The following is a 20,561-nucleotide window of genomic DNA, read 5'->3' on the forward strand; positions in this document are numbered from 1 at the left end:
CTCAGCGTGTCTCGGCGAGCAGCTCCTCGCGCAGCTGGGCGAAGCAGCCGCTGAGCAGGCGGGAGACGTGCATCTGCGAGATGCCGAGCTGCTGGGCGATCCGGCTCTGCGTCATCCCCCGGAAGAAGCGCAGGTACAGGATGGTGCGTTCACGTTCCGGCAGAGCCTCGAGGCAGGGCCGCACCGCCACCCGGTCGACCACCAGGTCGTACCGCGGGTCGGCCTCGCCCAGCCCGTCACCGAGCGCGTAGCCGTCGGTGCCGGGGACCTCCGCCTCCAGTGACAGCGCGGCGAAGCAGTCCAGGGCCTCCATGCCGGTGCGCACGTCGCTCTCGCTCAGACGGGTGTATGCGGCGATCTCCGCGACCGTCGGCACGCGGCCCGGCGTCGTCTGTGCCAGCTCCTTGGCCGCCCGCCGCACCCGGTTGCGCAGATCCTGCACCCGGCGCGGCACGTGCAGGGTCCACATGTGGTCGCGGAAGTGCCGTTTGATCTCCCCGGTGACGGTGGGCACCGCGTAGGCCTCGAAGGCGTAGCCGCGCCGGGGATCGTAGTGGTCGACGGCCTTGACCAGGCCGAGCGCCGCCACCTGGTACAGGTCCTCCAGGGCTTCGCCGCGCCCCCGGAAACGGACGGCGATCCGTTCGGCCATCGGCAGCCACACCCGGACCAGCTCGTCGCGCAGTGCCTTGCGCTCGGGCCCGTCGGGCAGGCGTGCCAGGCGCTCGAACGCCGCCGCGGTATCCGGGGCGTCGTCGTGCGGGTGGGTCCTCGTTCTGCCGGTGGTACGCATACGCTGCGCCTCCCTCAGCAGGTGCTGGATGGACGGACACCATGGGAGGCGCGCGGCTCGGACCTTCCGGCAGAGGCATCGGGGCCCGGCGCGCCGGCTCCCACGGACGTGCCTCCTGTCCGAAGCACTGAAGAGCGCATTCCCGAACCGGGCATTTTCGAAACAATCGGGTCGAATCGGTCACGAAGTGCGACCGGGTGGTTCTCTTCTGTCGGTCGGGTGGAAAGGGAAGGTGTACCGGTACGCGGCGCGGGTGTGCCCGCTGTTTCCGCGCCGGCCGTCCGTGCGGGCCGAAGGGGGGCACCGACGGATCTTGACCGTCTCTTTGACCGCCGCCCATGGTCGTTACCTCTGCTACAGAGGTAACCTGCCGCGCATGGAACCCCCGTCGTACGCCGAGGAACTGGCCGACACGCTCAGCGCCCTGCAGCGCTCGCTCCGCCGCCGACTGCGCGCCGGATCGAGCGGCACCCACGCGCGCGGCGCCGAGATCGAGCTGCTGCGCCTGGTCGAGTCCCGGCCCGGCATCGGCATCTCGGAGGCGGCCAAGGAACTGCACCTGGCCGGCAACTCCGTGTCCACCCTGGTCAACCAGCTGGTCAAGGACGGGCAGCTGATCCGCCGGACGGACCCCGCCGACCGGCGGGCCGCACGCCTGAGCCTGACGGAGGCGGCCGGGGCACGGCTGAAGAACTGGCGCGAACGCCGCGCCGCGCTGGTCCGCCGCCAGGTCGAACGGCTCGACACCGCGGACCAGGAGGCGCTGCGCGCGGCGATCCCCGCACTGCGCCGGCTGGCCGAGAACCTGCGCGAGGAGACCGACCGCTCATGACCTGCGACCCCACGGACCGGCCGACCGAACCCGACGCCGTCACCTGCACCGGACTCGTCCACACCTTCGGCGACACCCGCGCCGTCGACGGCCTGGATCTGTCCGTGCGGCAGGGGGAGGTGTTCGGGCTGCTCGGACCGAACGGCGCCGGCAAGACCACCGCGATCCGCTGCATCACCACGCTCCTTCCGGTCCCTGCCGGTCAGATCCGCGTCTTCGGACACGACCCGGCCGTGGACCGCATGGCCGTCCGCCGCCTGCTCGGCTACGTGCCCCAGCAGCTGTCCGCCGACGCGAGCCTCACCGGCCGGGAGAACGTCATCCTGTTCGCCCGCGTCTTCGACGTCCCGCGCCGTGAGCGGGCCGAGCGTGTCGCCCAGGCGCTGGCCGCCGTGAACCTCACCGACGCCGCCGACCGCCTGGTCAAGACCTACTCCGGCGGCATGGTCCGCCGTCTGGAACTGGCCCAGGCCCTGGTCAGCGCACCCCGCCTGCTGATCCTCGACGAGCCGACGATCGGCCTGGACCCCATCGCCCGCACCGGCGTGTGGGAGCACATCGACGCCGTACGCGCCGTCACCGGCATGACCGTCCTGGTCACCACCCACTACATGGACGAGGCCGATCAGTACTGCGACCGGGTCGCCCTGATGCACCGCGGCCGGATCCGCGCCCTGGGCACCCCGGCCGAGCTGCGCCGGGGCCTTGCCGAGCGGCGCCGCGCCCGGGGCGAGACCGCCGACGGCGATCCGACGCTGGAGGACGTGTTCCGTGACGTGGCCGGCAGCGGCCTCGACGACACCTCAGGAGACTTCCGCGATGTCCGAAGCACCCGCCGCACCGCCCAGCGCCTCGGCTGACCGTGCCGCCGCGGACGGCGGCATCGGTCTGCTGGTGCGCCCGCCCGCGCCCCGCCCGGGCTGGCGGCTGCTGCCCGCCCGCATCGGCGCCATGTGCGCGGTGGAGCTGCAGAAACTGCGCCACGACCGCACCGAGCTGTACACCCGCGCCGTCCAGCCCGCGCTGTGGCTGCTGATCTTCGGTCAGACCTTCACCCGGATCCGGGCGATCCCCACCGGCGGCATCCCGTACCTGGACTTCATGGCGCCCGGCATCATCGCCCAGTCCGCGATGTTCATCGCCATCTTCTACGGCATCCAGATCATCTGGGAACGCGACGCGGGCGTGCTCAACAAGCTGCTGGTCACCCCGACCCCGCGCTCGGCCCTGGTCACCGGCAAGGCGTTCGCGGCCGGGGTGAAGTCGCTGGTCCAGGCGATCGTCGTGATCGTCATCGCCGCGCTGCTCGGGGTCGCGCTCACCTGGAACCCGCTGCGGCTGCTGGGGGTCGCCGTGGCCGTGATCCTCGGCTCGGCGTTCTTCTCCTGCCTGTCGATGACCATCGCCGGGATCGTGCTCAGCCGCGACCGGCTGATGGGCATCGGCCAGGCGATCACCATGCCGCTGTTCTTCGGCTCCAACGCCCTGTACCCGGTGGCCGTCATGCCCGGCTGGCTGCAGGCCGTCAGCAAGGCCAACCCGCTCAGCTACCAGGTCGACGCGCTGCGCGGTCTGCTGCTGGGCACCTCCACCCACCTGGCTCTCGACTTCGCCGTCCTCGTCGTGGCCGCCGCGGCGGGCATCACCGCGGCCTCCTCGCTGCTGGGCCGGCTCGCCCGCTGAGTGCGCCGAACGGAGTGATGTGCGGCACCCCGGCCACCGCACCGGCCGGGACCGCACACCGGTCCGCGGAAAGGGTTTGTCCAGCACACGGCTTGATCAACGATCACCTGACGGTCACATCACGGGAACACGCCGCATTCGGTTCATTTGACAGTCCGCTCGGCGCCCGGATAGGAAGCAGCTTCCGGTAGTCGAGAGGTGGACTGTGTACGAGCCGAACGTGGTCGGTGACTGGCATGAGTACGACGAGCATGCCGGTCTGCGGGTCCGCGTCCACCGGCTGGAGCCGGCCGAGCCGCCGCGCGGACGCGACGACGCCGCCGAGGGGCTGACGTACTTCCGGCTGCGGATCACCGCGGAGAACCGCGGCTCCCGCCCCTGCGGCATCCACCTGGAGGACGGCCAGATCGACGTCCGGACCGGCCCGGACGGCGAGGCCGCCTTCGTCGACTGGCGCAGCTCGCAGTTCATCGAGGGCTACGACCTCTATCCGCTGCGCCGCGCCACCGCGGTGGTGTACGCGGCGGCCCCGGAGGCCTCCCTCGCCCTCGTCGACGTCCAGATCCAGCTGCGCGTCGACGACGAGTGGACCGATCGCCGGCTGTGGACCGGCGGCATCGGCGTGGTCGAGGAGACCGTCGGGGCGAACGCCGCGGGCTGCGGAGGCCAGGGCGAGCTGGCGCACCAGGTCGCCGACTTCCTGCGCGACCAGGCCGGGCCGGGCACCACCGGCTGACCCCGGCCGCCCGCCGCGTGAGCGACCGGCGGACCGGGGCGCGCCGTCAGTGGGCGATGCCGTCGATGATCTCGCGGGCGCCCTGTCGCAGCAGCGCCACCGCGACCGAGGTGCCCAGCGTGGCCGCATCCAGCCGGCCCGCCCACTCGTGGGCGTTGAGCCGCGTCTTGCCGTCCGGAGTGAACACGCAGGCGCGCAGCGACAGTTCACCGCTGCGGTCCACCTGTGCGTAGCCGGCGATCGGGCTGTTGCAGTGCCCCTGCAGCACATGCAGGAACATCCGCTCGGCGGTGGCCGCGCGGTGGGTGTCCGGGTCGCCGAGCCCGGCGACGGCCTCGATCAGGTCGGTGTCGTCCTCCCGGCACTGCAGGGCGAGGATGCCCGCGCCGATCGGCGGCATCATCGTCTCCGGGGAGAGCACCTCGGTGATCACATCGGTCCGGCCGATGCGCTCCAGCCCCGACACGGCCAGCAGCAGCGCGTCCGCCTCCCCGGCGGCGAGCTTGTCCAGCCGGCGGTTGGCGTTGCCCCGGAACGGCACGCACGTCAGATGCGGGTGGGTCGCCGCGAGCTGCGCGCTCCGGCGCACCGCGGAGGTGCCGATCCGGGTCCCGGGCGGCAGCTCGTCCAGGCGGAGCCCGCCGGGATGCACCAGGGCGTCGCGGATGTCGTCCCGCTTGAGGAACGCGGCGAACGTCGTCCCCGCCGGCAGCGGCCGGTCGGCCGGCACGTCCTTCAGACAGTGCACCGCGAGGTCGGCCTCGCCGGCCAGCAGTGCCGCGTCGACCTCCTTGGTGAAGGCGCCCTTGCCCTCCACCTTCGACAGCTCGCCGAGCCACTTGTCGCCGGTGGTCTTCACCGGGACCACCTCGGTGCGCATCCCGGGGTGCAGCGCGGCCAGTTCGGCCCGGACCCGCTCCACCTGGGCCAGCGCCATGGGCGAGTCGCGGGAGACGATACGGATCAGTTCGGGGACGGACATGCGGACACGATAGACCCGCACACAGGACGCCCATGCGGCAGGCGCGCCGCCCCCGGGGGGCCGCGCGGACGTCCGTGCACCGGTGGCGTGCGCGCACCGGTGGCGGTGTCCGTGCGTCGGCGCGGCGGCGCCCGTGCACCCGAGGCCGTGAACCCGGGTACATGCCCGGCCGCGCCTCACCCCGCCGCGTCGTCCGGCAGATCCGCCGCCGACTCCTCCGGGGTCAGGTCCGGGCGCAGCCGCTGCCAGGACGGCTGGCGCAGCAGGCCCGCCCGGGTCCGCACGCTGTAGCGCACCTCGCCGACCAGGCGGGGGAGCACCCAGTGCGCCCCGCGGACCGTCGGCACCGGATCGAACGGGCACACGTCCGTCGCCAGCCGGGCGAGCAGTGCCGCCAGCTGCGCACGCTCCGCCTCGCTCCAGCCGGTCCCCACGCTGCCCACGCAGCGCAGTCGGCCACCGCCGCGCTGCCCGACCAGCACGGCGCCCGGCAGCCCCGTCAGCCGCCCCTTGCCCGGCAGCCAACCGCCCACGATCACGTCCTCGCTGCGCATGTTGCGGATCTTGATCCAGGCCCGCGAGCGCACCCCCGGCTCGTACACCGAGTCCAGCCGCTTGCACACCACACCCTCCAGGCCGTGCTCGCGGGTGGCGGCCAGGGCGCGCTCGCCGTGGCCGACGAGGGCGCGGGGCGTGGACCAGTGCGGCCCGTGCAGCTCAAGCGCCTCCAGATGCGCGCGGCGCCGGTGGTAGGGCCACGCCAGCAGCGACTGCCCGGCCAGGTGCATCACGTCGAACAGCACCAGGTGCACGGGGATCTGCGCGGCCCGCCGGAGCGCACGGCCGGGGGAGTGGGCCAGCCCCATGCGCTGCTGCAGCAGCTGGAAGCTCGCCCGGCCCGACGCGTCCAGCGCCAGGATCTCGCCGTCCAGCACCGCCGGTGTGGTGCCCAGCACCGAGCCCAGCGGCCGCAGCTCGGGATAGGCGCCCGTGATGTCCTCCCCGGACCGGGAGCGCAGCACCACGGTGCCGTCCCCGGCGAGATAGACCACCGCGCGCTGTCCGTCCTGCTTGGTCTCGTACGCCCAGCGGGCGTCCTGCGCGGGCGGCGGGAGCGACCCGGGCGTGGCGAGCATGGGCGGGATCGGCGGGAGGGTCACGGCTGGAATGTGCACGGCGTGCCGCGACCGCACGCGGACGTGGCCGGAATTTCCCTCCAAAGGTTCTCCCTCCGAGGCCCGCTGCCCGCCGGGGGTGCCCCGGCGCAGCCACATACTTACCGTTCAGTAGCATGCGGGGGCGTCATCCGCAGAAGGAGGAACCGTGTTCCGGTCCGCACGCTCGTCCCGGGTGCTCGCCGGCCTGCTGGCCACCGCGGGCGTCGCCCACTTCGCCGCTCCCCGGCCGTTCGACTCCATCGTCCCGCGCGCCCTGCCGGGCCGCCCCCGCACCTGGACCTACGCCAGCGGCGCCGCCGAGCTGGCGCTGGCCGCCGGTCTGGCCGTCCCCCGGACCCGGAAGGCCGCCGCGCTGGCCGCGTCCGCGTTCTTCGTGGGCGTCTTCCCGGCCAATGTGAAGATGGCCGTGGACTGGCGCCACCGTCCCGTCGCACAGCGGGCCGTGGCCTACGGCCGGCTGCCCCTCCAGGTGCCCCTGGTGCTCTGGGCCCGCGCCGTCGCCGCCGGAGCGGACAAGGGCGGCCAGCCGAAGACCTGACCCCGTCCCCGGCCCGCGGCACGTCGCGCACCGCGCGGAACGTCACCGGGCGGAACGTCACCGGGCGGCACGGCCGCGCTCTGTCGCCCGGCGGCGCATCGCTGCCACGATCGGGTGGAGCGTCACCGAGAGCAGCATCCGAGCGATGGAGCGGAGCGCAGATGACGACGAGCACGGGCACGGCGGGCGGGCCGCGAGCCGGCAGGATCGAGGTGCGTCCGGTCGCCGGGCACATCGGAGCGGAGATCAGCGGCGTCGACCTTTCGGCGGACCTCGACGACGCGGTGGTGTCGGAGATCTGGGAGGCGGTGCTGCGCTGGAAGGTGGTGTTCTTCCGCGGGCAGCACCTGGACCACGCCGCGCACGTGGCGTTCGCCCGCCGGTTCGGCGAACCGGTCGTGCTGCCGCGGCGCGGCAGCACCTCGCCGGCCGACGTCCCCGAGGTGGAGACCACCGCGGACCGCCTGGAGCTGGGCGGGCGGTACGGGATGGACCACGACGAATGGCTGCACCGGCGCCGGCACACGCTGCTGCGCGGCTGGCACTGCGACCACGGTGCCCGCGTCGACCCGCCGGCCGCGACGATCCTGCGGGCCGAGACCGTGCCGCCCTACGGCGGCGACACCACCTGGTCCAACCTGGCCGCCGCCTACGCCGGCCTGTCCGCCCCGGTGCGCGCCTTCGTCGACGGGCTGCGCGCCGAACACCGGCTCGGCGTCGGCTACCAGCCGCGGCCCGGCGACGACGCCTACGTCCGGCATCTGCTGGACCATCAGATCGCCACCGTCCACCCGCTGGTGCGCCTCCACCCCGAGACGGGGGAGCGGGTGCTGTTCGTCAACGGCTACTACGTCGAACAGATCGAAGGGCTCTCCCGAGCGGAGAGCGCCGCGATCCTGCAGATGCTGCTGGAACAGGCGGTGCGGCCCGAGTACACGGTCCGCTTCCGCTGGGAGCCGGGCAGCGTCGCCTTCTGGGACAACCGGGCCACCATCCATCTCGCGCCCGCCGACACCGCCCACCTCGGCTTCCCGCGCATCATGCACCGCGTGATGATCCAGGGCGAGGTGCCCGTCGGGGTGGACGGCACCCCCTCCCGGCCACTGACCGGCAGCCGGCCGGGCCGGTGGTGAGGGTTGGGCCGGCCCGGGGCAGCGCCCGCGCCGTCAGAGGGTGCGCCGGAGCAGGCCGAGCAGGGCCTCCCAGTGGCGCTCGGCCGCCTGCTCGTCGTAGGAGGCCGTGTCGGCCTGCGTGTAGCCGTGCGCGGCGCCCGTGTACAGCTCGCTGCGAAAGCGCACACCCGCCGCGCTCAGCGCGTCCTCCAGGCGCTTGATCTGCTCCGGCGACATGGACGGGTCGTCGTCGGCGTGCCCGAAGTACAGCTCGGCACGGACGTGTTCGGCGATCCGGTGCGGGCTGTCCTCGTCGTCGGTGGCCAGTCCGCCGCCGTGGAAGCCGGCCGCGGCGGCGACCCGGTCGGGGTGGAAGCCGGCGGTCAGCAGCGCCAGCCGGGCACCCATGCAGTACCCGGTCAGTCCCACCGGGCCGTCGGCGGCCAGCGGGCTGTCGGCCAGCCAGTCCAGAAAGGCCTTCGCGTCACGGCGCACCACGTCCCAGGTCAACTCCTGCATCATCGGCAGGATCCGCTGGAACCACGCGGGCCGCTCGGACAGGTCGATGAACTCGGGCAGCTCCACCACGGGGGCGCGACCGTGCCGGTAGAACACGTTGGGCACCAGCACCGTGTAGCCGGCTCCGGCGAGCCGGTCGGCCATGCCCTTCAGGTGCGGACGCACACCGAAGGCGTCCTGGTAGAGCACGACGGCCGGGTGCGGCCGGCCGTCCGCGGGGTGGGCGAGGTAGGCATCGGCGGTGCCGTCCTCCGTCGGGATGTCGATGTCCTGTCCCTCTACGGCGGTCATGGGCATGCTGCCTCTCTGCGCGAAGCCGCCGGCGAGAGCCCCTCGCCGGCGGAGGGGATTCCCCGGCTCGCGATGCGGCCGGGGAAGTGGATCACCACCATGCTCGCACGCGGCGTCCGCGCCCCCGCGCCGGCCCCGTGGCCAAGGCCGCCGGCGGTACCCGGCACCGGCGGCGCTCACCCGGACGAGGCCCGCCGCACGGGCAGCGGGACCCCGCTCACGCCGCGCGGGACCCCGCTCACTCGAAACGGGAGGCGTCGCCCGCACCCCGCCGGACGATCTCCGGTCGGCCCGAGGAGAAGTCGACGACGGTGGTCGGCTCGGTGCCGCAGTCACCGGAGTCGACCACCGCGTCCACCACATGGTCGAGCCGGTCCTTGATCTCCCAGCCCTGCGTCATCGGCTCCTCCTCGCCGGGCAGCAGCAGGGTGCTCGACACCAGCGGTTCGCCCAGCTCGGCGAGGAGCGCCTGGGTGGCGACATGGTCCGGGATGCGCACCCCGACCGTCTTCTTCTTCGGGTGCTGCAGCATGCGCGGCACCTCCCGGGTGGCCGGAAGGATGAAGGTGTAGCTGCCGGGGGTGGACGCCTTCAGCGCGCGGAACACGTCGTTGTCGAGCCGCACGAACTGCCCGAGCTGCGCGAAGTCCTGGCACACCAGCGTGAAGTGGTGCCGGTCGTCCAGGTGGCGGATCGTCCGGATGCGGTCCATGCCCTCGCGGTTGCCCAGCCGGCAGCCCAGGGCGTAGCAGGAGTCGGTCGGATACGCGATCAGGGCACCCTCGCGGACGCTGTCCGCGATCTGACGGACGGCCCGCGGCTGGGGGTTGTCCGGATGGACGTCGAAGTACTTCGCCATCCGCCGAGCTTATGCCGAGTGATCGCCGCCTCGCCGCGCGCGCCGCCCGACGCGCCTGCGCGCGTCGGCGCCGTGCACGTCCGGACGCACCCCGCCGGCCGCCGTGATCACCGCTGGATCCCGCCGGCCGCCGTGACGACCGGGGCGACCATCGGCGGATCCGGCACCGCCCCCGGCATGCTCCCGCCGGCGCCGTGCGGGCTCCGCGGCGGAGCCCCTGTGATCGACGCGGCGTCACCGCGCCGTACCCCTGCGCGGCCGCCGCTGATAACGTTCCCGGCCGACGGAGCCGGGTTCGGCATATGCAGACCACACGGAACGAGACGGAAGAGGAGAGCGCCCGCATGGCCGGCCGAGAGCACGGGGCCACCGCGGTCCAGGAACAGGACCGGCGGCAGACGTCCTGGGCCGAGGAACTGCTCAGCCACCTGCGTCCCGCCGGACAGGACGTACGCCGGGTGGTGTCCTGGCTGGCCGACGCGGTCCAGGGCACGGCCTGCCTCCTGGACGGCACCGGCGCCCGCCTCGCCGGCCGGTCCCTGCCGCTGAACGAACAGCTGCTCGCGGACGTCGGATCCGGTCGGCTCGCCTCCGCGGCCCTGCAGGACGGGGGCCGTCATCTGCGCGTGGTGCGGGTCGGCGGCCCGCACTCGCCCCCGCTCGCCGTGCTGGTCGTCGCCCGTACGGCCCCCTTCGACGCGGAGGCCGCGGAGATGGTCACGCACACGGCTACCGTGGTCGGACTGCTGCTGCGCGCCCGCCAGACCCAGGAGACCGGGCACCGGCTGCGGCAGGCGACGTCCGCGCTGCGCCTGGCGATCCTGCAGCTGTTGATGGTGGAGGACACCGTCTCCGCCCGCCGGGTGGCCGCCGGGCTGTGGCCCGGGCTGCTCGACACCGACACCGTGCACCTGTACGTCGTGCAGACCCGGCCCGAGGACCGGGAGCGGCTCGCCGAGGAATGCCTGGAGCTGGTCGGTGAGCAGGCCCTCGTTGTCCGCTGCCCGGCGGAGGACGGCCATGTCATCGTGCTCGCACCCGCCGAGGCGACCTGCCGGGCGCTGCGCTCGTACGTCGCCGCCCGGCCCGGCACCTGGCTCGGCGGCAGCACCCGGCAGAGCCTCGCCCGCACCTCGACGGCGTACGGGCAGGCCGTCAGCGCCCTCGCCCTCGCCCGCTGCCACCCGGACGGCACGGCCCTGTACGCCGAGCGCACCCACCCCGAGCGGTTGATGGACCGCGGTGCGCTGCACGCCTGGTCGGCCCGGCTGCTGCGGCCGCTGGACGTCCTGCCCCACCATGTCCGCGCCGAACTGATCGGCACCACCCGGCTGGGGCTGGAGTTCACGGCCGTCCGGGCCGCCCGGATCCTGGGGGTGAGCCGGAACACCGTGCGGGCCCGCATGGACCGGACGGCCTGCCTGCTCGGCGCGGACCTGTCCCGGCTCAGCGTCCGGGCCGCGGTCCACCTCGCGCTGAACACCCAGGCGGGCCGGGACACGTCGGCCGCCGCGGAGCCGGCCGTACCGCCCGGCGGAACGGTTCGCCTGCGTGATCTCCTCACCGAGCCCGCCCTGCGCACCTGGGCGCAGGAACTCCTCGGGCGGCTGTCGGCGGAACCGCGGAAGAACCTGCGCGGCACCCTGCGCGCCTGGATCGCCGCCGACGGCAACGCCGAACGCGCCGCGCAGCAGCTCGGCGTCCACGCCCAGACCGTCCGCGGCCACCTGCGGGGCGTGGAGCCGGTGCTGCAACGCCGGGTCCTCGCCACCGGAAGCGACCTGTACGAGGTCGTGCTGGCCCATCTGGCGGCGGGCGATCTGGACGCCCCGACCGTCGACGCGGACGAATGAGGGCGACCGAGGACAACGCGGACTCGGTTGTGCACACGTGAGTCCTTCGTGCGCCCCGAGTGGGCACCGGCACGCTTTCCGGTCACCGTGGTGATCACATAGGTTCGACGCGCCGCAGGGGCGGGACCGGAACGGGGGACCGGTCCCGCCTTCGGATTCTGCGAGCCGCATCACATGCCCCGCCCCGCACGGCCGGGGCTCGGCCCCTGGTGTGAGCAACACCACCGCAGGGCCGACTGCCGTGTCCCGCACGCCAGTTGAGGCGCGGGGCGGGCACGGTCGGCCACCGCGGCCGCCGACCGTGCCCGTCCGTCTGTGAGGATGGGCAGCCGCTGTGCCCGGCCGCGCCTCACCGTCGAGCCGCCCGGACGGCCGACGGCACAGCACGGAACGCTGTCCGGCTCCCTCACGCAAAGCGTCTTCCCGTGGCCTCATCCCCTTCCCTCACCTCTGCCCCCGCGCCCGCTCCGCGCCGCGTGGCCCCGACCGTCCGCCGCCTGCTCGGCCGTGGGCCGGGCCGCCGAGCGGCGGCGGAGGAGAACCGCGCCCCCTGGCGGGCGCTGCGCCACCGCGACATGCGCCTGTGGTCGGTGGCCAACCTGGTCTCCAACGCCGGCACCTGGATGCAGCTGACCGCGCAGAACCTGCTGATGCTGCAGCTGACCGGCTCCGCCGCGGCCACCGGCCTGTCCCTGTCCGTGCAGGCCGCGCCCGGACTGCTGCTGGGACTGATCGGCGGGGCCGCGGTCGACGCCTGGCCGCGCCGGCTCACCGCCGCGACGAGCCAGGCCCTGCTCGCCCTGGTCGGCCTGCTCACCGCCGCCCTCGTGGTCACCGGCCATCTCACCGTCCCGGTGCTCATGGCGCTCGCGGCCGTCACCGGTCTGATCGCCACCGTCGACGGGCCGGCCTGCTCCCTGCTCGGCAACGACCTGGTGCCGGTCGAGGACGTGCCCTCCTCCATCGCGCTCGGCTCGGTGGTCAGCAGCGTCGGACGGGTGGGCGGCACCGCGCTGGCGGGCGTGGTGATCGGCTGGTGGGGCCCCGGCGCGGCCTACGCCGCCAACGGCCTGTCCTTCCTCGCCGTGGCCGCGGTGATCCCCTTCCTGCGCCCGCATCCCGCCGCCGGCCGGCCCGCCCGTCCCGCCGCGGCCCGCTCCCGTCCCGCCGCGGCCCGCTCCCGTCCCGCCGCCGCGGCACCCGCCCGGCGCGGCACCGGCGCCCGCGACGGCCTGGCGTTCTTCCTGCGCCGGCCACGCCTGGTGGCCCTCGCCGTCGTCACCGCGCTCAGCAGCGTCTTCGGCCGCAACTACGGATTGACGCTCGCCGTGCTGGTCACCGGCCCGCTCGCCGGCGGCGCCGGCGCCTTCGGCACCGTCTCCACCGTGCTGGCCGTCGGCGGGGTGGCCGGTGCGGTGCTGGCCGGCCGGCTGCGCCGCCCCTCGGTGCGCCTGGTCGGCGGCCTGGCCGCCGCCGGTGCCGTGCTGCAGATCGCCGCCGGGCTGTCCCCGCAGTTGTGGGTGCTGCTGCTGATCGTCGCCCCGATGGCCGTGGTGGAGTCGGTGAGCGACACCGCCGGGACCACGGTTCTGCAGACCGACCCGCCGGCCCATATGCGCGGACGGGTGCTCGGTGTGTGGCGCACCCTCTCCACGGGCTGGAGCCTGATCGGCCCGCCGCTGCTGGGCCTGCTGATGCAGCTCGCCGGAGCCCGGGGCGCCCTGGTGGCGGGCGGTGTCCTCATCGCCGGCGCGGTCGGCGCCGGTGCCGTGCTGCGGGAGCGCCGCGCACGCCGTGCCCAGCAGGCCCGGACCCTCGGTGTCCCGGCCGACGGCGAGCTGGAGCCGACCGGTCCGGCAGGCCTGCCCGCGCACCTCCTGCCTGCCCAGCGGTCCGCCCCCGCTGGCCGGCCGGCCCCCGTCCACGAGAACGCGGACACGGCCTGCGCCCCGGCGGCCTGAACCTGTGCCCGGAGCCTGAGCCCGTCCCCGGCGGCCCGGACCCCGGCAGCGGTCAGCGGGCCGTGGGCGGGCCGTCGGGCGGGCAGGGGATGAGGACGAGGATGGTGACGTCGTCGCGCACCGTCCCGCAGTGCGCGAGGACATCGGCGAGAACGCGGTCGGCGACGTCGGAGGGGTTCTCGTCGGCCAGCCGGGGCAGCCGCTGCAGCACGGGGTAGAACGCGCCGTCGGCGTCACGGGCCTCGAAGACGCCGTCCGACGCCAGGAACAGCACGTCACCCGGCCGCAGCGCCACCCGGCGCCCGGCCTTGCGCGGCACCCCGCCGGACAGGCCCAGCCCCAGCGGAGTCCAGGGCTCCACCCCGATCTCGGTGGCCCGCCCGTCCCGCAGCAGGACGGGCGGCGGATGCCCACAGGTGATCACATGCACCGACCGTGCGTCGGCGGTGAACTCCAGCAGAGCGGCGGTGGCGAACAGCTCCGCCTGCCGCTCCTCGGACGTGTCCACCGCCAGACGCCGGTCCAGAGCGGCCGCGACCGCCGTCAGCTCGCTCCGGTCCAGGACCGCCTCACGGAAGCTGCCGAGCAGCGCGGCGACCGTCGCGACCGCCGCCAGCCCGTGCCCCTGCACATCGCCGAGCACCGCGCGGACGCCGTACGGTCCCGCACGCACGTCGAAGAAGTCCCCGCCGACCAGGGTCCCGCGCTGGGCCGCCCGGTACAGGCCGGCACAGCGCACCGGGCCGACCCGCGGCGGCAGCGACGGCATCACGGCCCGCTGCGCGGCCTCCGCGATCGTGCGCTCCAGGTCCAGCTGGGCGTCCCGGCGGCTGCGCACGAAGGCGAGGAACACGCTGAGGACGGCGACGAAGCACACGGTCTCCAGGTCGGTGTCACCGGGATGCCCCAGCCGGAACACCGGTGCGGTCAGCAGGACCAGCGCGACGGCACCCATCAGCGCGGTCGCCACCGGCCCGTACGACAGCACCGCCAGCGGCGGGATGGCGCCCAGCACGAAGCCGATGTCCATGGGCTCGGGGCTCAGCACCGCCACCGCGCACACCACGGCGGTCAGGCCCACCGGCAGCGCCCGGATCCAGCGGGGCGGCGGGGCTCCGCGCAGCCAGCCGCGCCGGCCGGGGTCCCGGCGCGCCGACAGGTCGGACAGCATGCGCACGCTCTTACGCTGCAACGTCCGCCCGCACCGCGCACGCCGGACCCCGGCGCGCGACCCGGCCGGTCGGCACACGCCGGCACTCGGCGCACAGACCGGCCGGCCCGCGCACGCCCGCCTTTCGGCACACGGCCCGGCCGGCCCGCCTCCGGGCTGTGCGCCCCGGCCGTCAGAACGCCGTGATCGTCACCTTGATGCCCGTCGGCGCCGAGTCCTCGATGTACGAGGCGAAGCCCGCCACGTCGTCGAAGGCGAAGCCGTAGGCCTTGCCGTCCGCGGTCACCCGGTGCATGGCCCGGGCGTAGTGGTTGGTGATGTCGTCCAGGTAGAAGGCGGAGGCGTCGGTCACCGGCTGCTCGGTGCCCGACAGCAGCGTCGAGCGGTTGAAACCGGCGCCGAGCACCGCCGCCACCGGGCCGCTCGTCCCGTCGTTGGGCGCGGCCAGCGCACCGTCGCAGAACAGCACGTCCCGGGTGGAGGGCTTGGCGAAGGAGACGTCGGCCGGTCCGGTGAAGACCAGCCGGTCGCCCTGCACCCGGCCGGTGAAGCGGCCGGCGTCGGTGGTGACCTGCAGGTCCTGGCCCGTGTACCGGTTCCAGACCGCGTCGATGTACGAGGCGTAGTAGTCCTGGGGGAACAGCCCGGCGTCCAGCCCGTGGCCGGGGGCGACGACCCGGGTGTCGTCGATGACGAGCCGGGAGAACGCGTCGATCTGCCGGACGGCGGCGAACGCCTCGGCCCGCCCGCCGTCGCGCACGGTGCCCGTGGTCTGCTGCGCGGCGCCGGTCAGGTCGATGCTCAGCGGCACGCTGAACATGTCGACCATGGTCGTGTTGCAGTACATGCCGGAGGCGTTGTACGTGAACTCCACGCAGTCGTGCAGGACCGGGTAGTTCGGGTCCGAGGAGACCCAGCCCGCCGGGTACTGCAGGGCCGGGTTGCCGTTGCCGTCGGCCACGGCCTTCAGCTTGAGCTTCTCGCCCAGGGACACGTAGATCCGGCCGGACATGTAGGGCAGGTTCAGGCTCTGCCCGCTGCCCGCCAGAGGGATCGCGTAGTCGGTGAAGCCGTCCGCGCCGTTGTCCGACAGCTCGATCGGGGCGAGCGTCCCGTCCGGGGTGACCCGCACCTGACGGCCGTCCTGGTTGCCCACGATGTACACGTGGACGGAGTCGTCGCCGAAGCTGCCGCTGTTGTTGACGACCGTGAGCGGGAGGCCGCCGCCCGCGGCGGCCGCGGAACGCTTCGCGGGGGTGTCGGCCAGGGCCTGCGGACCGATCGCGGCGACGACGGGCGCCGCCACGGCCGCCCCGCCGAGAGCGGCCAGGAACGTCCGGCGGCCGACGGTGCGCTGATGACGAGGTGCCATGTGGGGGGTGTCTCCTTGCGCTCGGCAAAGGGGGATGCACGCCGACGGCGGGCGCCTTCTGAGAGCGCTCTCACGCCGCCGGTGGGCCTGCATGGTATGCAGCGCGGCAGCCCTGGCCAAACAGTCCGGCCCCGCCCGGCACCCGCTTCGTCCGCCCTTGTCGGGGATTCCGGTCGGCCGCACGCAGCTGCTCGACGAAGTGTTAAGCCCCCTTTAAGGCGCGGGCCCGGGCGCGGAAGCACCGTGCGCCCGCCCCGGCTCGCCACGGCCGGGGGGAGAGAACCGGCGGGCGGGAGCGTGGGCTCGCCTCGCACGCGCACGGGGCCCGTCTTCACGCCCGGACCGGCCGCGCGGCGTGAAAAATACGTGACGATCGGGCACTTGGGGAGCAAAGGCGGGGCCGTTGTCCGTGCACGCTTCCGATTTGGCAGACCGCGGCTTTCCCAAGCTGTACGCTCTGTCGCACCGGCCCCGATGGTGCGGTGGATCCGGCGAGTTGGGGGAGCGATGTCCACGGAGAACCGGCTGTCCACGAAGATCGACGAGAACGTGCCGACCGCCGCGCGCATGTACGACCACTACCTCGGCGGCAAGGACAACTACGCGGCCGACCGTGCGGCCTGCGAGGAACTCGACAAGGTCGTTCCGAGTACCCGACGGCTCGCCCTGAACAACCGCCGCTTCCTCAAGCGCGCGGTGAGAACGATCGCCGAGGAGTACGGCATCCGGCAGTTCCTCGACCACGGGTCCGGCCTGCCCACCCAGGACAACGTCCACCAGGTGGCCCAGCGGGTCGATCCGGCGACGCACGTGGTCTACGTCGACAACGACCCCATGGTGCTGGTGCACGGCCGGGCCCTGCTGCAGCAGGACGAGCGCACCGCGGTCATCCAGGCGGACATGCGCAGCACCGACGAGATCTTCGACCACCCCGAGACCCGGCGTCTGATCGACTTCTCCCAGCCGGTGGCGGTGCTGTTCAACTCGGTGTTCCACTGCATCCCGGACAGCGACACCGACGGCCCGCTCGCCGTGGTCCGGCGGGTCCGCGAGCGGCTCGTGCCCGGCAGCATCATGCTCATGTGCCAGCTGGTCAGCGACGACCCCGAGGTCCGCTCCTTCGTGACCGACTTCATGGACCAGGTCACCCAGGGGCACTGGGGCCGGGTGCGGGAGCAGAAGGACGTCGACGAGTGGTTCGAGGGGCTGGACATCCTCGAACCGGGCCTGGTCGAGGTCTCCACCTGGCGCCCCGACAACGAGGTGGCGCCCCGCCAGCTGACGCACGAGTGGATCGAGTACGGCGGCATAGGCGTGGTCCGCTGACGGACCGGGCGCGCACCGCAACGGGGGATCGAGCGCGAACCGGTTCACGGTGCGCGCTCAGGACGGCGCGTACCGCTCCTCGATCGTCCTGCGCACCAGCTCGACGGACTCCTGCGGAGTCAGCGCCTCGTCGGCCAGCCGGTCCAGGACGATCCGGTACTCCTCCGTCTCGTCCCGGTCCTCGAGGAAGGTGGCGCTGCGGATGTGCTCGAGGTAGACGACGTCCGGCAGGTCGCTGCCGCCGAAACGCAGATAGGTGAGGGGGGTGTTGGGCGCGCACGCGTCGGTCACGTCCAACGGGACGATCTGTACGGTCACATGGGGCAACCGGGTCATGCGCACGAGATGTTCCAGCTGCTCCCGCATGACGTCACGGCTGCCCAGCACGCGCAGCAGCACCGACTCGTCCAGCACCGCCCACAGCTGGGGCGCGTCGGGACGGGTGAGCAACTGGGCGCGCCGGTTGCGCAGTTCCACACGCCGCTGCACCTCGCCGGCCGGGGCGTTCGGCAGACCCCGCTCCACCACGGCCCGGACGTACGCCGGGGTCTGCAGCAGACCCGGAACGTACTGGATCTCGAAGGTGCGGATCGCCGCGGCGGCCTCCTGCAGCCCGACCAGCCGGTCGAACCACTCGGGCATCAGCCGCTTGTCGTACCGCTGCCACCAGCCCGGTTCGCCCGCTCTGCGCAGCAGCTTGAGCATGACCGCGCACTCGTACTCGCCCGTGTTGTACAGCCGCAGCAGGCGACGCACGTCGGCCTCGGCGGGAGGTCTGCGCCCCTTGCCGGACTCTATGCGGGAGAGCTTCGCGGCACTGAAGCCGAGCACGCGGGCCGCCTGGTCCTGCGACATGCCGGCGTCCTCGCGGAAGCCGGCCAGCTGGACGCCGATCAGCATCTTCAGCAGCGTCGGGGCCGGCTCCGACCGGTCCAGATACGGTTCGAGACGGGAGACGCGATGCGGCTCGGCGGACATCCAGACCCCCCTGTGGACCGGCAGACTTGGGACCCACACTAGCGCACCCCTGTGCCGTCGGAGCGGCACAGGCGAAGGGTCCCAAGCCGCCAAGTCCCCTGTGTCTCACACCAGATGGTCGAACTCGCCGTCCTTGGCACCCGCCAGGAACGCCGCCATCTCCGCCGGGGTGTAGATCAGGGCGGGGCCGTCGGGGTCCCGCGAGTTGCGCACCGCGATGCCGCCGCCGTCCAGTGCGGCGATCTCCACGCAGTTGCCGGTGGCATTGCTGTGCCGGCTCTTGACCCAGCTGACGTCCAGCGAACTGGCCCGTACTCCGTTCGGTACCGCTGGCACCGCATCCTCCTTGCTGTCGCGTCGGTCCGTGCACCGTGCCCGGCCTGCCGCCGGACACCGCTCGCCGTTACTCTTCCCCGTCTCGCGCACTTTCACGAGAAATTTCGCCTGCAATTGCACGCGGTTGCGGTCGGCGTGGATAATAGCCGGGGCGTCGATCCACCTGAAGGCGCCCCGCACAGACCGATCTTGACGAGCCATCAGCTGCCGTGCCGCGTATCGCCCGCGAGCGGCGGGCCGCGGCGGCGCGGAGCCCGGAGGCCGGGCCCCGCTGCGGCGGCATCCCCCGTACGACCGCCTCGGAAAGGCCCGACGCCATGCGCACCGCACCGACGGAGCAGCCGAGCACGCACCGCACCGGCTGTGCCCTGTCCCCCGGCGGCCCGACCGCCGAGGGGGCGCTGCCGGCTCTGGGTCAGGTGCCCTGGAGCGACCTGAGGGACTCCACCGGTTCCGCCGCCGGCATCCCCCGGCTGCTGCGGGTCGTGGCGGGCGGCGACGCCGGGGCCGCCGGGGAGGCGCTGCGGGAGCTGCGCAACCGGATCTGCCAGTACGGCTTCGTGGTGGAGCAGGCCACCGCGGCCGTGGTTCCCTTCCTGTGGGAGCTGGCCCGGCTGCCCCAGGTGACCTGCCGGCCGCAGATCGTCCGGCTGCTGCGGAGCATCGCCGAGGCGCGGCAGTGGGAGTCCGTCGCCGCCGTCTACCCCAAGCTCCTCAACCACCGCGAGAACCCGGTGGTGTGGGAGCAGCGTGCCCGGCAGGCCGTGCGCGCCCGGCAGGACGTGCTGCGGATGCTGCTGACCGAGGAGGACGACGAGCTCGTCCGGGCCGCCACGGACCTCGCCGCCGTCCTGGCCGGCTGAACCGGACCCGGCCCGATCGCCCGCACGCCCGACGGTGCGGCTCCCTGTGGGCCGCTGCGGCGGACGGTCACGGGACGATGCGGCGGGCAGTCGCGGGACGAGGAGACGCGGCAGCGTACGCAATCGGCCACCTGGCGCGTGCTCCGTTCCGGAGGAGGCCGAAAAGGCCGCCGTCCAACCGCCGCTTTCGCCGCAAGACGTCCGTCGTGAGCGGCTCATGACGGCCCGTTCTCCTGTGTTCCGGCTCCGGATCGCTCCTTCGAGCTTGGCTGAACGCCCGAAAAACCCCTATATTGCGGGTACTCTGCCGGGACACGCGGTGCCCTGTCGCCGCGGACGGGGGCTGCCCGCGCAGAGGCGGCCGAGTGTCCAGCGGAGGCCACTGTGGGCTTCACCCGAGGAGATCAGCACGGCGCGCGGCCCGGCCGCGCGCCGTTTCGTCCGTCCGGCGCCGCAGCGTGCACCGGCGGGGGCCGGTCGTGAGCCGGCGCGACCGCCGGATCTGCCGCCCGGCCCGCCCCGCATCCTCCCGCCCGCCCCGTGACGGAGCGCTGTCGCCGCACCGGATAGAACGCGCCCGCGCGGCGCGCCGCCCCTGTCGTCCTGTCACGGCCCTGCCGGGCCCGCTCGCCGCCTCGGTGCGAGCACGGGCGGCAGTCGGCGGCCCGCGCGCGGGCGAGCGCCGGACGGCGGCGTTCAACAGACGCCTCACCTGCGGTCTTTGACGGCCGCCCACCCCGGCGTCGCACCACGGCCGACTTGTTGGCCGATCGTCTGGAAATCGACTGTTTCAGGACAACTATCTGCCGCGATGCGGTCGGTATGCATGGCACGGCGTGCCTGGGGCATACGCAGGAAAAATTCGAGAGAGGGGCGCTCCGTGCTGGTTCCGGACCCGAAGGTCGTCAGGACGTTGCTGACTCGCTACGCATCGCTGAAGATCGCGCAGGCGGAGAGGGAGCGGGCCGAGACGGCCCGCGAGCTGGAGGACGTCAGTTACACCTTGTGCGTCATGATGGGCACCACCAGCATCCACGACGCCATCGCCCGGGCCGACGCGCTGCTGCTGCAAACCAGTGGCACACCGGGCGGTACCGCGCAGACCGACGGGGAGGGCGATCTGTCGCTGGCCGTCTGACCGTCCGACCCCTCGGGCGATGCAGCGGGGACCTCTGCGG

Annotated in this window: 20 protein-coding genes; 11 read left to right on the forward strand and 9 right to left on the reverse strand. The window is 73.6% G+C overall.

The genetic code is table 11. The features are described from left to right. Window position 1: 1 nt before the first annotated feature. Window positions 2–793, reverse strand: a complete 792-nt coding sequence (locus OG899_RS24975; protein ID WP_125496442.1) for a SigB/SigF/SigG family RNA polymerase sigma factor — start codon at window positions 791–793, stop codon at window positions 2–4. 376 nt (window positions 794–1,169) lie between these two features. Between OG899_RS24975 and OG899_RS24980 the strand changes: the two genes are divergently transcribed. The 4 genes from OG899_RS24980 to OG899_RS24995 all read left to right on the forward strand — a co-directional run bounded on the left by OG899_RS24980 (window position 1,170) and on the right by OG899_RS24995 (window position 4,044). Next, window positions 1,170–1,625 carry a MarR family winged helix-turn-helix transcriptional regulator gene (locus OG899_RS24980; RefSeq protein ID WP_125496441.1) on the forward strand — a complete coding sequence of 152 codons (456 nt, stop codon included), beginning with the start codon at window positions 1,170–1,172 and terminating at the stop codon, window positions 1,623–1,625. Beyond that, complete coding sequence (locus OG899_RS24985; protein ID WP_406311163.1) at window positions 1,622–2,485, forward strand: ABC transporter ATP-binding protein; 864 nt, start codon at window positions 1,622–1,624, stop codon at window positions 2,483–2,485. Before OG899_RS24980 ends, OG899_RS24985 begins: the two co-directional genes overlap by 4 nt. After that, window positions 2,445–3,308, forward strand: a complete 864-nt coding sequence (locus tag OG899_RS24990) for an ABC transporter permease (protein ID WP_125496439.1) — start codon at window positions 2,445–2,447, stop codon at window positions 3,306–3,308. Before OG899_RS24985 ends, OG899_RS24990 begins: the two co-directional genes overlap by 41 nt. Window positions 3,309–3,513: 205 nt before the next feature. Then, entirely contained in the window at window positions 3,514–4,044 is a 531-nt protein-coding gene (locus OG899_RS24995) for a hypothetical protein (RefSeq protein ID WP_125496438.1), read from the forward strand. Between the two features lie 46 nt (window positions 4,045–4,090). Here the strand turns inward: OG899_RS24995 and hemC are convergent, their stop codons facing one another. After that, window positions 4,091–5,026, reverse strand: a complete 936-nt coding sequence (hemC, locus tag OG899_RS25000; RefSeq protein ID WP_125496437.1) for a hydroxymethylbilane synthase — start codon at window positions 5,024–5,026, stop codon at window positions 4,091–4,093. 176 nt (window positions 5,027–5,202) lie between these two features. Beyond that, window positions 5,203–6,162 carry a non-homologous end-joining DNA ligase gene (gene ligD, locus OG899_RS25005; protein ID WP_125496456.1) on the reverse strand — a complete coding sequence of 320 codons (960 nt, stop codon included), beginning with the start codon at window positions 6,160–6,162 and terminating at the stop codon, window positions 5,203–5,205. A gap of 187 nt (window positions 6,163–6,349) precedes the next feature. Between ligD and OG899_RS25010 the strand changes: the two genes are divergently transcribed. Next, on the forward strand, window positions 6,350–6,742 hold the full coding sequence (locus tag OG899_RS25010) for a hypothetical protein (RefSeq protein WP_125496436.1): 393 nt from the start codon (window positions 6,350–6,352) through the stop codon (window positions 6,740–6,742). Between the two features lie 161 nt (window positions 6,743–6,903). Further along, window positions 6,904–7,875 carry a TauD/TfdA family dioxygenase gene (locus tag OG899_RS25015; protein ID WP_125496435.1) on the forward strand — a complete coding sequence of 324 codons (972 nt, stop codon included), beginning with the start codon at window positions 6,904–6,906 and terminating at the stop codon, window positions 7,873–7,875. Between the two features lie 33 nt (window positions 7,876–7,908). Here OG899_RS25015 and OG899_RS25020 read toward each other — a convergent pair whose 3' ends face one another. Both OG899_RS25020 and OG899_RS25025 read right to left on the reverse strand, forming a co-directional pair. Beyond that, entirely contained in the window at window positions 7,909–8,664 is a 756-nt protein-coding gene (locus OG899_RS25020) for a dienelactone hydrolase family protein (RefSeq protein ID WP_356847962.1), read from the reverse strand. A 238-nt stretch (window positions 8,665–8,902) separates the two neighbouring features. Next, window positions 8,903–9,523: an L-threonylcarbamoyladenylate synthase gene (locus OG899_RS25025; RefSeq protein WP_125496433.1), complete on the reverse strand. Its 621-nt coding sequence runs from the start codon at window positions 9,521–9,523 to the stop codon at window positions 8,903–8,905. 344 nt (window positions 9,524–9,867) lie between these two features. Here OG899_RS25025 and OG899_RS25030 point away from each other — a divergent pair, with 344 nt between their 5' ends. Then, entirely contained in the window at window positions 9,868–11,376 is a 1,509-nt protein-coding gene (locus OG899_RS25030) for a helix-turn-helix domain-containing protein (protein ID WP_125496432.1), read from the forward strand. A gap of 575 nt (window positions 11,377–11,951) precedes the next feature. Beyond that, the gene (locus tag OG899_RS25035; protein ID WP_399415642.1) at window positions 11,952–13,337 is read left to right on the forward strand and encodes an MFS transporter; all 1,386 of its coding nucleotides are present in this window, start codon (window positions 11,952–11,954) and stop codon (window positions 13,335–13,337) included. Between the two features lie 52 nt (window positions 13,338–13,389). Here the strand turns inward: OG899_RS25035 and OG899_RS25040 are convergent, their stop codons facing one another. Together OG899_RS25040 and OG899_RS25045 are read right to left on the reverse strand one after the other, a co-directional pair. Then, a complete protein-coding gene (locus OG899_RS25040; RefSeq protein ID WP_189428484.1) occupies window positions 13,390–14,508 on the reverse strand; it encodes a PP2C family protein-serine/threonine phosphatase in 1,119 nt (372 codons plus the stop codon). A gap of 172 nt (window positions 14,509–14,680) precedes the next feature. Beyond that, window positions 14,681–15,880: a beta-1,3-glucanase family protein gene (locus OG899_RS25045; RefSeq protein WP_125496430.1), complete on the reverse strand. Its 1,200-nt coding sequence runs from the start codon at window positions 15,878–15,880 to the stop codon at window positions 14,681–14,683. A gap of 507 nt (window positions 15,881–16,387) precedes the next feature. Between OG899_RS25045 and OG899_RS25050 the strand changes: the two genes are divergently transcribed. After that, window positions 16,388–17,206, forward strand: coding sequence for an SAM-dependent methyltransferase (locus OG899_RS25050; protein ID WP_125496429.1), 819 nt, complete (start codon window positions 16,388–16,390; stop codon window positions 17,204–17,206). A gap of 57 nt (window positions 17,207–17,263) precedes the next feature. Here OG899_RS25050 and OG899_RS25055 read toward each other — a convergent pair whose 3' ends face one another. Together OG899_RS25055 and OG899_RS25060 are read right to left on the reverse strand one after the other, a co-directional pair. Further along, window positions 17,264–18,184 (reverse strand): helix-turn-helix transcriptional regulator, encoded by a 921-nt coding sequence (locus tag OG899_RS25055; protein ID WP_125496428.1) that lies wholly within the window; start codon window positions 18,182–18,184, stop codon window positions 17,264–17,266. A gap of 105 nt (window positions 18,185–18,289) precedes the next feature. Continuing rightward, window positions 18,290–18,520, reverse strand: a complete 231-nt coding sequence (locus tag OG899_RS25060; RefSeq protein WP_125496427.1) for a DUF397 domain-containing protein — start codon at window positions 18,518–18,520, stop codon at window positions 18,290–18,292. Between the two features lie 317 nt (window positions 18,521–18,837). On the opposite strand from OG899_RS25060, the gene OG899_RS25065 reads away from it, so the two are divergent. Together OG899_RS25065 and OG899_RS25070 are read left to right on the forward strand one after the other, a co-directional pair. Then, the gene (locus OG899_RS25065) at window positions 18,838–19,383 is read left to right on the forward strand and encodes a hypothetical protein (protein ID WP_125496426.1); all 546 of its coding nucleotides are present in this window, start codon (window positions 18,838–18,840) and stop codon (window positions 19,381–19,383) included. 880 nt (window positions 19,384–20,263) lie between these two features. Next, window positions 20,264–20,521 carry a DUF5133 domain-containing protein gene (locus OG899_RS25070; protein ID WP_125496425.1) on the forward strand — a complete coding sequence of 86 codons (258 nt, stop codon included), beginning with the start codon at window positions 20,264–20,266 and terminating at the stop codon, window positions 20,519–20,521. The last annotated feature ends 40 nt before the right edge of the window (window positions 20,522–20,561 follow it).

Origin of the sequence: Streptomyces thermoviolaceus (genome assembly GCF_045209695.1) — a bacterium.
GTDB classification, from domain to species: domain Bacteria; phylum Actinomycetota; class Actinomycetes; order Streptomycetales; family Streptomycetaceae; genus Streptomyces; species Streptomyces thermoviolaceus.